General features: G+C 39.4%; 9 protein-coding genes and 1 riboswitch. Of the genes, 8 read left to right on the forward strand and 1 reads right to left on the reverse strand.

Annotation, left to right across the window (positions count from 1 at the left end; all coding sequences use genetic code 11):
• Nucleotides 1-22: 22 nt before the first annotated feature.
• Complete coding sequence (gene ftsH, locus VEHSUH06_RS01335) at nucleotides 23-1,951, forward strand: ATP-dependent zinc metalloprotease FtsH (protein WP_105081406.1); 1,929 nt, start codon at nucleotides 23-25, stop codon at nucleotides 1,949-1,951.
• 145 nt (nucleotides 1,952-2,096) lie between these two features.
• On the opposite strand, the gene VEHSUH06_RS01340 is transcribed toward ftsH, so the two are convergent.
• Entirely contained in the window at nucleotides 2,097-3,440 is a 1,344-nt protein-coding gene (locus tag VEHSUH06_RS01340) for a threonine/serine exporter ThrE family protein (protein ID WP_105097479.1), read from the reverse strand.
• 171 nt (nucleotides 3,441-3,611) lie between these two features.
• Between VEHSUH06_RS01340 and VEHSUH06_RS01345 the strand changes: the two genes are divergently transcribed.
• The 7 genes from VEHSUH06_RS01345 to VEHSUH06_RS01375 all read left to right on the forward strand — a co-directional run bounded on the left by VEHSUH06_RS01345 (nucleotide 3,612) and on the right by VEHSUH06_RS01375 (nucleotide 12,538).
• Nucleotides 3,612-4,586 (forward strand): biotin--[acetyl-CoA-carboxylase] ligase, encoded by a 975-nt coding sequence (locus VEHSUH06_RS01345; protein WP_105081408.1) that lies wholly within the window; start codon nucleotides 3,612-3,614, stop codon nucleotides 4,584-4,586.
• Nucleotides 4,587-4,595: 9 nt separating this feature from the next.
• On the forward strand, nucleotides 4,596-5,363 hold the full coding sequence (locus VEHSUH06_RS01350; RefSeq protein ID WP_009352711.1) for a type III pantothenate kinase: 768 nt from the start codon (nucleotides 4,596-4,598) through the stop codon (nucleotides 5,361-5,363).
• A gap of 94 nt (nucleotides 5,364-5,457) precedes the next feature.
• Complete coding sequence (gene dusB / locus VEHSUH06_RS01355; protein ID WP_105097480.1) at nucleotides 5,458-6,444, forward strand: tRNA dihydrouridine synthase DusB; 987 nt, start codon at nucleotides 5,458-5,460, stop codon at nucleotides 6,442-6,444.
• 123 nt (nucleotides 6,445-6,567) lie between these two features.
• Complete coding sequence (gene greA / locus VEHSUH06_RS01360) at nucleotides 6,568-7,041, forward strand: transcription elongation factor GreA (RefSeq protein WP_105097481.1); 474 nt, start codon at nucleotides 6,568-6,570, stop codon at nucleotides 7,039-7,041.
• Nucleotides 7,042-7,070: 29 nt separating this feature from the next.
• A complete protein-coding gene (gene lysS / locus VEHSUH06_RS01365) occupies nucleotides 7,071-8,594 on the forward strand; it encodes a lysine--tRNA ligase (protein ID WP_105097482.1) in 1,524 nt (507 codons plus the stop codon).
• 116 nt (nucleotides 8,595-8,710) lie between these two features.
• Nucleotides 8,711-10,885: an ornithine decarboxylase gene (speC, locus tag VEHSUH06_RS01370; protein WP_105097483.1), complete on the forward strand. Its 2,175-nt coding sequence runs from the start codon at nucleotides 8,711-8,713 to the stop codon at nucleotides 10,883-10,885.
• Nucleotides 10,886-11,033: 148 nt separating this feature from the next.
• Nucleotides 11,034-11,132: riboswitch (purine riboswitch) on the forward strand.
• A 62-nt stretch (nucleotides 11,133-11,194) separates the two neighbouring features.
• Complete coding sequence (locus VEHSUH06_RS01375; RefSeq protein WP_105097484.1) at nucleotides 11,195-12,538, forward strand: NCS2 family permease; 1,344 nt, start codon at nucleotides 11,195-11,197, stop codon at nucleotides 12,536-12,538.
• Nucleotides 12,539-12,606 lie beyond the last annotated feature (68 nt).

A 12,606-nucleotide genomic window follows, 5' to 3' on the forward strand; every position in this document is an offset into this window, starting at 1 on the left:
TACTATTGAAAGGGGTAATATTTTGGGTCGATTTACTAAAAATATCGTCCTTTATTTACTTATCATTGCCGCTTTCGTTATCGCCATTGACGCTTTCTCTGGTCAAAGTGCGAATAAATCTGAACTTAGTTATACAGGATTTATTCAACAAGTACAACAGAAAAAGGTTGAGTCCGTAACGATTACCAATGATCACGGTATTAAAGGTAAACTAAAAAATGGAACAGAGTTCAATTCTTATGCGCCTAGTGATGAAACATTAATTAAAACATTACAAGATAATGGCGTAGAAATCACAGCAGCTCCACCTGAGCAACCAGCTTGGTGGATGAGCCTGTTAGGTTCTGCTATTCCTATTATCATCTTGGTCGTATTGTTCTTCTTTATCATGCAACAAACACAAGGTGGCGGTGGCCGAGTGATGAACTTCGGTAAAAGCCGTGCTAGATTGATGGGTGAAGGTAACGTAAAGGTTAGCTTTAAAGATGTAGCAGGTGCTGAAGAAGCAAAACAAGAATTAGAAGAAGTAGTAGAATTCTTGAAGGATCCAGGTAAATTTACAACAATCGGTGCTAAAATTCCGAAAGGTGTATTGCTCGCAGGACCTCCAGGTACAGGTAAAACATTGCTTGCTAAAGCCGTTGCTGGTGAAGCAGGGGTACCATTCTTTACGATTTCCGGTTCTGATTTCGTAGAAATGTTCGTAGGTGTTGGTGCATCTCGTGTGCGCGATCTTTTCACACAAGCGAAAAAGAATGCTCCATGTATTATCTTCATCGACGAAATTGATGCGGTTGGTCGTCAACGTGGCGCAGGTCTTGGTGGTGGTCACGATGAACGTGAACAAACATTGAACCAATTGCTCGTTGAAATGGATGGCTTCGGTGCCAACGAAGGTATTATTACCATCGCCGCTACAAACCGCCCAGATATTCTTGACCCAGCGCTGTTGCGTCCAGGTCGTTTTGACCGTCAAGTTATCGTAGGTCGTCCAGACTTACGCGGTCGTGAAGCAATCTTGAAAGTACATGCTCGTAACAAGCCATTGGCTGACGATGTAGACTTAAAAACAATTGCGAAGAAAACTCCAGGCTTTACTGGTGCTGACTTGAACAACTTGTTAAACGAAGCGGCTTTATTGGCGGCTCGCCTTAACAAAAAAGTTATCACTATGGCTGAAGTTGAAGAAGCAAGTGAAAAGGTTAGCATGGGTCCTGAACGCCGCAGTCATATTGTGAGCGAGAAAGACCGTAAGTTAACAGCGTACCATGAATCTGGTCATGCTATTGTGGCACATTTATTGCCTCATGCAGATCCTGTTCATAAGGTAACAATCATTCCTCGTGGCGCAGCAGGTGGTTACACTATGATGCTTCCTACAGAGGAACAAAATTACAAAACAAAATCTCAATTATTAGCGGATATTCGCGTAGCTCTTGGCGGTCGAATTGCAGAGGCCTTAATCCTAGATGAAATCAGTACAGGTGCTTCTGGTGACCTTCAAAGCGTAACGAATACAGCTCGTGCGATGGTAACGCGTTGGGGTATGAGTGATGAGCTTGGTCCTATCGTATTTGGTGAACAACAAGAACAAGTATTCTTGGGTAAAAACCTTGGACACGAGCGCAACTATAGTGAAGAGATTGCAGCAAAAATCGACTCTGAAATTCATCGCATTGTAGAAGAAGCGTACAAAGATGTAACAAAACTTCTCAGCGAAAATGAAAAATTCTTACATGACATGGCAAATGCTTTGTTAGAAGAAGAAACAATCGATTCTAAAGCTGTAGATAATCTTTATAAATATGGTACAACGAAAGCCCCTGAAGTTGAGGAGCCTAAAGAAGCTCTAGAAGCGGCAGGTATTGTAGTACCAGAGGTGGTTGAAGCTAAAGAAAACACTGCTACAGTGGATGCTCCTAGTGAAACACCTTCTAATGAAATCAAATAATGAGATATCTAAATAAAAGAGCTGGCCTCGTTGAGGACCAGCTCTTTTTATATATGTTCTTTTGATTATAATTACCTATTACTAGCTATAGTACTTAGTATTCTATCTATATTGTGAAGCTCGTAATGTAGTTGGTGAGGATTAGCTATTGGCCATCATTAATATGACGTGTTGCCAAGTACTGTTGAATTCTACGCTCTTTTCGGGCTTTTAAATATTTTTGAGCCAGTACATTTGGAATTGCTACACCAACCGCAATACTTACAATAGTAAGGACGCCTGTTACACCGTTTTGGACCATATGAAGTAAGCCGGATTCTGATAGTGCGTTGATATGAAGCATATCAAAGAGGAATCTGTAATATAAAATACCAGGCATTAAGGCTATAGCAGATGGGACGATGATAATTGTGCTAGATGTTCTCAGCCAAGTAGAAACTTTTACATAGATTACGCTCATTACAGCGGCGCCTACAAAGGTAGCACCTGGAATGGAGAAGCCAAATTCAACAGTTAATAAATTGCGGATAAATACGCATAATACACCACCAATACCAATGGATACTAGTAATCGGACAGGGGCGTTAAATAGTACTGCAAAGGATGCGGCTGCTGTAAAAGCCCCTATAATTTGCTCAATGGTTAATACATGAGGCTTAATATCTACAAAGCTAAAGGCCGGCATAGGGCTAAAGTATAATGCCATGGCCATGCCTAAGGTCATGCTACCAACGATAAGGATCGTTCTAATAGCTCTTGTAATTCCCGATAAAATATGGTTGTTGATGGTATCAATAACGGAGTTTATAAGAGGTACACCAGGTATCATAAATAAGGTACAACAAACAAGAACGTAAACTAACGAATCTTGTTCAATATGTGAATAGAAACCATAGGCAGAAACCATGGCAGCAAAGCCGCCAATTGTAATGCCTACATATTCATTGCAACCAAAGCGTACCGATAAGGTACGACCAAAATAACCGATTAGAGAACAAATAACAGTTACAATAAAAGCTATCATATCGCCACTATATAAAAAGGCAAGGCCTGCTGATCCGAGGGCACAAGCAATACCCTTTATCCAATCAGGATATACTGGAATAGTGGAATCTAATTTTGAAATTAACTGTTCATAAGTTGTAAGTGAATAATGTCGTTCAAAGGCTCGCCAAGTTAGTTTAGATACTGCATTAATCATGGCCATATTGGGTACATGGACAGGTGTTTTTCTAAATACGGTAATAGATCGTTCCTTATGCAGTAAATTGATCATAATCGTAGTATAGGAAATATGTATATTTAAATAATCATGAGGAATACCCATAAATGTGGCGGCTTTAAGCATTTCTTCAATGATTCGATTTGTATCGGCACCACACTCCATGAGTAGTTTGCCTATGTTTAATAGAACATCGAGCTTTCTATGAATATGAATAAACGGGTTCTCAAGAACTTCATTTTTTTCTTCTAATGTAAATTGTTTCATATATCTCCCCAGATAATGATAGATTATACTATTGTTATCTTTTACATAAGGTATAACTTAATACTATATGTATTATATCATTAATTACTATAAATAATCCTTGCTTTTTATAGGGGACACTTGTACAATCGAATTGTAAACCTAGGTTGACAAAGAAAGGGGCTCTAAACTATGCGTGATGAAGTGCTAGAATTCTTGAGACAAAACCAAGGTAGTTTCGTATCGGGACAAGATATGTCCGAAGCATGCCATGTTTCGCGCACAGCTATTTGGAAACATATCAAGGCGTTACGTCAAAAAGGCTACAAAATAGAATCTTATACCAAGAGGGGGTATCGATTATTGGAGGAACCTGATTTGTTAAGTCCATTGGCCATGAAGCAAATCTTGAAGACCGATGTGTTTGGCAAACGATATGTTTATATGGATGTTACAGAGTCTACAAACCTAGAGGCTCGTCGATTAGCTCAACAAGGTGCTGAAGAAGGTACTGTTGTCGTTACAGAAGAGCAAGCAGCTGGTCGTGGTCGCTTATCTCGTGGCTGGTATTCTCCATTTGGTAAAGGTCTGTGGTTTAGTCTTATCTTGCGCCCTGATTTTGCGCCTGTAGAAGCACCAAAGTGTACTTTGATGGCCGCAGTGGCATTAACAAAGGCATTCCATAAAATGGGGCTCACTGATGCGGGTATTAAGTGGCCTAATGATATTTTAGTGAATGGCCGTAAATTGGTAGGTATCTTAACAGAAATGTCCGGCTCTATGGAGGAAATCTCTCATATTGTGATGGGCATTGGTGTTAATGTTAAAACAAAACAAGAAGAACTACCAGAAGAATTAAAATTAATTGCTACATCCCTCGCGATGGAAGGGATCGATATTGAGCGGACGGAAGCATTTAGAATTATATTAGAAGCCTTAGAGCATCAATATTATGATGTTCTTGATAGCGGCTTTGAGGAAACTCTCAATGAATGGCGTCAATTATCGGTGACTCTCGGTGAAGAAATCGAGGTTCGCGCTCCTGGTAATACCTATGAAGGGGTAGCCACCGATATTGATGAAGATGGTAATTTATTAGTAAGAATCCCGGATGGGACTGTTAAACGTGTTATGGCAGGGGACGTATCAATTCGTCCGCGTAAATAGGAGGCATTCATGTTATTAGTAATTGATGTGGGGAACACCAACATTGTTCTAGGTGTATACGACAAGGCAGAGCTTGTAGGTCACTGGCGTATTTCCACGGATCGGGTTCGTACCACTGATGAATATGGCATGTTGATGATGAACTTGTTCTTCCACGATCGCAAGGTTAATGTGAAAGATATTAAAGATATTATCATTTCTTCTGTTGTACCTCCAATGATGCCTACCTTAGAACGTGTATGTTTACGTTATTTCAATGTGAATCCTCTTATCGTAGGTCCTGGTACTAAAACAGGTATTGCTATTAAGTATGATAATCCGCGTGAAGTTGGTGCGGACCGCATCGTAAATGCTGTAGCGGCTCATGAAAAATACAAGGGTGACTTGATTATTATTGACTTTGGTACAGCAACTACTTATTGTGCAGTACAAGGTAATGGCGATTATATGGGCGGTGTTATTACTCCAGGTGTAACAATTTCTGCGGAGGCTCTCTTCCAACGGGCTGCTAAATTGCCACGTATTGAAGTAAGAGATCCAGGGCAAGTCATTTGCCGGAATACCGTATCTTCTATGCAATCCGGTATGTTCTACGGCTACGTAGGTCAAGTAGAGGGTCTCGTAACGCGCATGAAAGCAGAAATGGGCGACCACGTAACTGTAGTGGCTACAGGTGGTTTGGCACAGCTTATCAGCAGTGCTACAGACTGCATTGACCATGTAGAGCCTATGCTTACACTAGAAGGTTTACGCCTTATTTACGAAAGAAATAAATAATGCTACTATAATATAGTTACGTATATGTAACGAAGTAGTGTACATTCGGGTACAGCTTATGCTGTACCCTTTTTGTTAGGGGATATAGAATTATATGAATTATAAACAGTGGCAAATAGGGTCCGTCAAAATTGATGGTCAAGCCATATTAGCGCCTATGGCAGGGGTAAGCGATATTGCCTATCGCTTACTTGCTAAAGAGCATGGCGCTGCCTTGGTTTGCACCGAAATGGTCAGCGCCATGGGCATTAAATATAAAAATGAGCGCACTCATGAATTGTTGCGTATTGAAGAGGCAGAACGCCCTGTATCTATGCAAATCTTTGGTTCCAATCCAGAAGCAATTGCGTTAGGCGCAAAGGTAGTAGCTGATGCAGGTGCCGATATTGTAGATATTAATATGGGCTGTCCTGTGAAAAAGGTAGTAACCTCAGGTGATGGTTCTGCGCTTATGAAAAATCCAGATTTAGCAGCTCGTGTAGCAGAGGCTGCGGTTAAGGCCGTCGATGTGCCTGTAACCGTAAAAATGCGAATTGGTTGGGATAGTGATTCCATCAATGTTGTGGACTTTGCTAAGCGCATCGAATCTACAGGTGTGGCGGCTATTGCAGTACATGGCCGTACTAAGGAGCAAATGTACAGTGGGCATGCTGATTGGTCTTATATTAAGGCTGTAAAAGAGGCTGTGTCTGTACCGGTTATTGGTAATGGCGATATAGTAGAGCCTAAAGATGCAAAGCAAATGCTTGATGAAACGGGTTGTGATGCGGTAATGGTAGGCCGTGGTGCTCAGGGGAATCCTTGGATCTTTGGTCGTATTCACCATTATTTGGCGACTGGTGAAATATTACCAGCACCTACAGATATTGAGCGTCTCGATATGCTATTAAAACATTTTGATTTGTTATGCCAATATAAGGGTGAAAGTATGGCCGTTAAGGAAATACGAACTCATGCAGGGTGGTATATGAAGGGACTTCCTGAATCTGCCTATTGGCGCAATCGTGTAAATACAATTCATACTGTAACAAGCTTTCACGATGAGCTAGAATCATACCGTAAAATACTGGTTGCAATGTAGTCAGATTGACAAATGAATAGTATTTTTATATAATGGTTGAGATAATTTAGAAACAAAAGACAAGGTGTCATCTTACTATGACACTTTTTCTTATTATTTATATGTAGAAAGAGTGGGGTACCCATGGCAGACGTAAAAGAAACATTACTTACCGCCGACGGTTTAAAGAAATTAGAAGAAGAATTAGCGTACTATAAATCTGTACGTCGTATTGAAGTATCTGAACGTATTAAGACAGCTATTGAATATGGCGATATCAGTGAAAACTCTGAATATGATGATGCAAAAAATGAACAAGCTTTCATCGAAGGTCATATTGTAGAGTTAGAAAATAAAATTAACACGGCGAAAATCATTGACGAGTCCGTAAAGGGTGATGTTGTATCTGTAGGTAGTAAAGTTACTGTACTTGATACGATGTACAATGATGAATTGGAATATGTTATCGTTGGTTCCTCTGAAGCGGATCCATTCAACAATCGTATCTCTAACGAATCTCCTGTAGGTAAAGCTATTTTGGGCAAACGTAAAGGTGATGAAGTAGAGGTTTCCACACCAGATGGTCCTGTTACATTCAAAGTGTTAGCAATCCAATAATTTACATTTACTGACGAAGAGGCGATAACATGAGTGAAGAAATTAAAAATGTACAAGAAGAGCTGAATGAGCAAATGCAAATTCGCCGCGACAAATTGGCTGAATACGAAGCAGATGGCATCTATCCATTTGGTCAACGTTTTGTTGTAAAAGATCATGCAAAAGAAATTAAAGATGACTTCTTCTTGAAATATGATGGTCAACCTGTAGTTATTGCAGGGCGCTTGATGACAATCCGTTCCCATGGTAAAACAGCATTTGCCAATGTTCGTGATAAATCTGGGGATATTCAAGTATATTTCCGTAAAGATGTATTGGGCGAAGAGGCTTATAAATACGTAAAAATGCTTGATATCGGTGATATCATCGGTATAGAAGGTCATGTATTTAAAACTCATACAGGTGAAGTTACAATTAAAGTTAACAAATTAACTTTGTTATCTAAATCTTTACGTCCATTGCCAGAAAAATGGCATGGTTTAAAGGATACAGAACTTCGTTACCGTCAACGTTATGTTGATTTGATTGTAAATCCTGAAGTGCGTGATTCATTTGTAAAACGCTCTCAAATCGTTGCTAAAATTCGCGAATACATGATGCGTGATGGTTTCATGGAAGTGGAAACTCCAATGATGCATGCGATTCCTGGTGGTGCGGCAGCTCGTCCATTCATTACACATCACAATGCGCTCGATATTGATATCTACATGCGTATTGCTCCTGAATTGTACCTCAAACGTTTAATTGTTGGTGGTATGGATCGCGTATTCGAAATGAACCGCTGTTTCCGTAACGAAGGTATCGACAACCGTCATAACCCAGAATTCACTACTATCGAATCTTACCAAGCGTATGGCGATGTTGAGGATGCTATTCGTTTAACAGAAAATCTTGTGTCCTACTGTGCTCAAGAGGTTCTAGGTACACAAGAAATCACATACCAAGGTACTGAAATCAATTTGACTCCACCTTGGAACCGTATCACAATGGCAGAAGGTGTAAAAAAATACACTGGTGAAGACTTTGATGCAGTAAATACTGTTGAAGAAGCTCGAGCTATTGCAGATCGTTTGAATGTAGAATATACAGATAACGATGGTATTGGTAAAATCTTAAATGCTTGCTTCGAAGATTATGTAGAAGAAAACTTGATTCAACCAACTATCGTATATGGTCATCCAAAAGAAATTTCTCCACTTGCGAAAGCAAGTCGTGAAAATCCATTGGCTACAGAACGTTTTGAAGCGTTCATTTATGGTCGTGAATTGGCAAATGGCTTCTCCGAGTTAAATGACCCAATCGACCAAAAACAACGTTTCTTGGATCAATTGAAAGAACGCGAAGCTGGCGATGATGAAGCTCACCGTATGGATGAAGACTTCGTTACAGCTCTTGAATACGGTTTACCTCCAACAGCAGGTTTAGGTGTTGGTATTGACCGTCTCGTTATGTTCTTAACAGACTCTGCATCCATCCGCGATGTATTGTTGTTCCCATTGATGAAACCAGAAGCTCCTAAGCATATTGAAGCTGAAGAAGAAGCAGCTGAATAATCTAACATACAAAGGCTCCCTATTCTTTGAGTAGGGAGCTTTTTTTACATGACCATAATGTACTACATTAAATACTATAAACATATAAAGTATTGATATTAAGAGAGGAGGCTATGGTGAAACATTTAAAAATTGCTTTTACCGATAGTGTAAAACCTTGGATTAGTTCTATCGAGGACCGTACATGCATACCTATTAATGAAACGGATTTTACCAACATAGGTGCAGTTGTGGTGAGCGCCTCTGAAATGGATGTACTCGATAATGAGCAAATTCGTTCTTTTGGAATACCTGTTATTGTAATGGTAGTAGATCCATCCCATACTATATCTTTTGATATGGAGCGAATTGGGGCGGTAATAGATGTTACATCTACTAGCATAAATGACTATAAAGGGACGATAGAGCAGATTGTAGCAAGCTATGAAGCTTTGATTTTGCCCCCTTTCTTTAAGGCCTTATCTGATTATGTAGGAGATAACAATGCTCAATTTGACTGTCCAGGACATCAAGGAGGACAGTTTTTCGCTAAGCATCCTACGGGACGTGCTTTTTATGACTTCTTTGGAGATCATATTTTTCGTGCAGACCTTTGTAATGCCGATGTAAAGCTCGGTGATCTTTTAATCCACGAAGGTTATGCTCATGATGCGCAGGCTCATGCAGCTGCAGTGTATAATGCGGATAAAACATATTTTGTATTAAACGGCACATCTTCTGCCAACAAAGTAGTACTCAATGCTCTTTTAACACCAGGAGATATTATTTTATATGATCGCAATAATCATAAATCTATTTGCCATGGCGGTCTCGTTATGTCCGGTGCAACACCAATATATTTAGAGACCGCACGGAATCCTTTTGGTTCCATTGGTGGTATTCTAGAGCATTGTTTTGATGAAAGCTATATTCGGAATTTAATCGGTGAGAAGGATCCTAATAAAGCTAAAGCAGACCGTCCAATTCGGCTAGCCGTTATTCAATTAGGTACCTATGATGGTACGATCTATAATGCGCGCCAAGTAGTTGATAAGATAGGTCACTTGTGCGACTATATTTTCTTTGACTCTGCCTGGGTTGGGTATGAACAGTTTATTCCTATGATGAAAGATTGTAGTCCTTTATTATTAGAGCTAGGCCCTAATGATCCTGGAATTTTAGTGACTCAATCTGTGCATAAGCAACAAGCTGGCTTCTCTCAAACTTCTCAAATCCATAAGAAAGATAAACATATAAAAGGACAAGACCGTTATGTAGATCATAAGCGATTTAATAACTCCTTTATGATGCATGCTTCCACATCTCCTTTTTATCCACTCTTTGCATCTCTTGATGTAAATGCCAAAATACATGAAGGTGAATTGGGAAAACAGTTGTGGCGTGAATGTATTGAAGTAGGAATTGATGCCCGTAAGTCAGTATTAAGCCACTGTAAATATCTGAGACCTTTGGTACCACCTGTAGTACATGGTAAGAAGTGGGAAGAAGGCAATACACAAGAGATGGCTAATGATGTGAGCTATTTTGCCTTTGAACCTAATGCAAAGTGGCATTCCTTTAAAGGCTATGGTGAAGGGCAGTACTTTATCGATCCTTGTAAATTCCAGTTGATTACGCCTGGTATTAATGTTGAAACAGGGGCGTATGAAGACTTTGGTATTCATGCCAATATATTGGCCAATTACTTACGGGAAAATAGAATTATTCCAGAAAAGTGTGATCTCAATACGATTCTATTCCTTATGACTCCTGCAGAATCTAAAGAGAAAATGGATGAATTAGTCGATCAGCTTGTGCGTTTTGAAGAGCTTATAGACCGAAATGCACCTATGGAAGAGGTGTTACCGTCGATTTACTATAGCCATATAGATAAATATAAAGGTTATCATATTCGCCAACTGTGTCAAGAAATGCATGATTTTTATAAAGCTAGAAACGTGAGTACTCTACAACAACGCTTATTCTACAAGGAATACTTCCCAGAATATGTAATGAATCCACAAGAGGCAAACTTTGAGTTCCAACGTAATAAGGGAGAGCTTGTATCTTTAGATGAGGCGGAAGGGCGCATTGCACTTGAAGGGGCTTTGCCGTACCCACCAGGGGTATTATGCGTACAGCCTGGAGAACGATGGTCTCGGACTGCTTGTGATTACTTCCTTGCTTTAGAAGAAGGAATTAACCAATTACCTGGATTTGCTCCAGAAATACAAGGTGTATACCTCATTGAACAACCCGATGGCTCTAAAAAAGCATACGGTTATGTCTTGAAAAAAGAATATGAAATGTAAATCATAAATAGTTATTGACAGTGCATAAAAATAACTTTATACTAGGTGCATAGATTGTATTATTGGCATAACAGATATGAGAAAAATTCATAAAATGAAAATTTTTTATTTAGCCTTATCAATAGTAAATAGCAGATAAGGATTAACTGTATAGACATATTGCTAATCTTGTATAACCTTGACGGGATGGGTCAAGGCTCTCTAGCGTAAACCGAGATTTACGACTACAAGAGCATCTTTATGATGCTCTTGTAGTCGTTTTTTATTTATCTATTTTATTTTTTTTCTAAAAGTTTGGAGGAATGTGAGATGAGTTCAATGGAGTACGAAAGAACTAATGAAGCAAATGGTTTTCTTGATCGCTTTTTCAAGTTAACCCAACATGGTACATCAGTGAAAACTGAATTTTTTGCAGGTATTACGATGTTTATTGCGTCAGTATATATTCTGGCAGTAATACCAAACTTATTATCTGTATCAGGCATGCCGCATGCTAGTGCAGTGGCAGCGGTTGTGTTAACAACAGCTTTTGCGACCATGCTTATCGGTTTAGTGGCTAATGTTCCTGTTATCGTAGCACCAGGCCTTGGTCTCAGTGCGTTCTTCTCGTACACTATTTGTGGTGCCATGGGACTTAGTTGGCAAACTGCATTAGGTGCCGTTTTTATTTCCGGTACAGTATTTGTTATTTTAACGGTTACTAAAGTTCTTAACAAAATTGTAGATGGTATTCCACAAGTACTGAAAACATCGATAGGTGTGGGTATTGGTTTGTTCGTTGCTTTCATCGGCTTTAAAAATGCTCATATTATCGTACCTAATAATGCAACCTTTGTAACCCTAGGTAATATGCAAGATCCAGCGGTATTATTGACTTTACTAGGCTTATTTATTACTAGTATTTTGCTGGCAAAACAAGTTAAAGGCGGCTTGCTAATCGGCATGGCGTTCACTACAATTGTAGCAATGGCTTTAGGTTTAACTAAGATGCCTGCTACAAGTGCAGATATCTTTAACTTGGTGCCACCAGTTCCCGTTGATACATTCGGTCAACTAGATATAATGGGTGCTATTAAATATGGTATTTTCTCTATCATTTTCTCCATCACTATTGTAGATATGTTTGATAATATCGGCACATTGATTGGTGTAACGAGAAAAGCAAATTTGGTGAATGAAGATGGTAAGTTCGAAGGGTTAGACAAAGCCTTGCTATGTACTTCTATTGGCGCTGCAGCAGGTGCCGTTGTAGGTACTTCTACAGTTACTTCTTACATTGAAAGTGCAGCAGCCGTTGCCGACGGTGGCCGTACAGGTCTTACAGCCGTTGTAACAGGTCTTTTATACTTGGTAGCATTGTTCTTTGCACCATTGTTCTTATTGGTACCACCACAAGCGACTGCACCGGTACTTATTACAATCGGCGTATTTATGATGAGTGAGGTAACACATATTGACTTCACTGACTTTACAGAAGCATTGCCAGCATTCTTAACAATTCTTCTTATGCCTTTAACATTTAGTATTGCTCAAGGTTTATCTTTTGGTTTTATCTCTTATACATTGATTAAATTGACTACAGGTCGTCGTCATGAAATTCATCCTATTATGTATATCATGACATTGGCATTTATTATTCACTTTGCCATCTAAAACGCCTATACTATGAATCATATAGCATTGTATATTGATTGAAAATTAATCTAGCATGTGGTATAGAG

This window comes from Veillonella sp. S13053-19, assembly GCF_002959835.1.
In the GTDB taxonomy this organism is placed as follows: Bacteria; Bacillota; Negativicutes; order Veillonellales; family Veillonellaceae; genus Veillonella; species Veillonella rogosae.

What these genes read in the sequence shown, in the direction of transcription:
- lysS (WP_105097482.1), top strand. Translation starts at nt 7,071, where the DNA reads ATGAGTGAAGAAATTAAAAATGTACAAGAAGAGCTGAATGAGCAAATG.
- greA (WP_105097481.1), top strand. Translation starts at nt 6,568, where the DNA reads ATGGCAGACGTAAAAGAAACATTACTTACCGCCGACGGTTTAAAGAAA.
- VEHSUH06_RS01345 (WP_105081408.1), top strand. Translation starts at nt 3,612, where the DNA reads ATGCGTGATGAAGTGCTAGAATTCTTGAGACAAAACCAAGGTAGTTTC.
- VEHSUH06_RS01340 (WP_105097479.1), bottom strand. Translation starts at nt 3,440, where the DNA reads ATGAAACAATTTACATTAGAAGAAAAAAATGAAGTTCTTGAGAACCCG.
- dusB (WP_105097480.1), top strand. Translation starts at nt 5,458, where the DNA reads ATGAATTATAAACAGTGGCAAATAGGGTCCGTCAAAATTGATGGTCAA.
- VEHSUH06_RS01350 (WP_009352711.1), top strand. Translation starts at nt 4,596, where the DNA reads ATGTTATTAGTAATTGATGTGGGGAACACCAACATTGTTCTAGGTGTA.
- VEHSUH06_RS01375 (WP_105097484.1), top strand. Translation starts at nt 11,195, where the DNA reads ATGAGTTCAATGGAGTACGAAAGAACTAATGAAGCAAATGGTTTTCTT.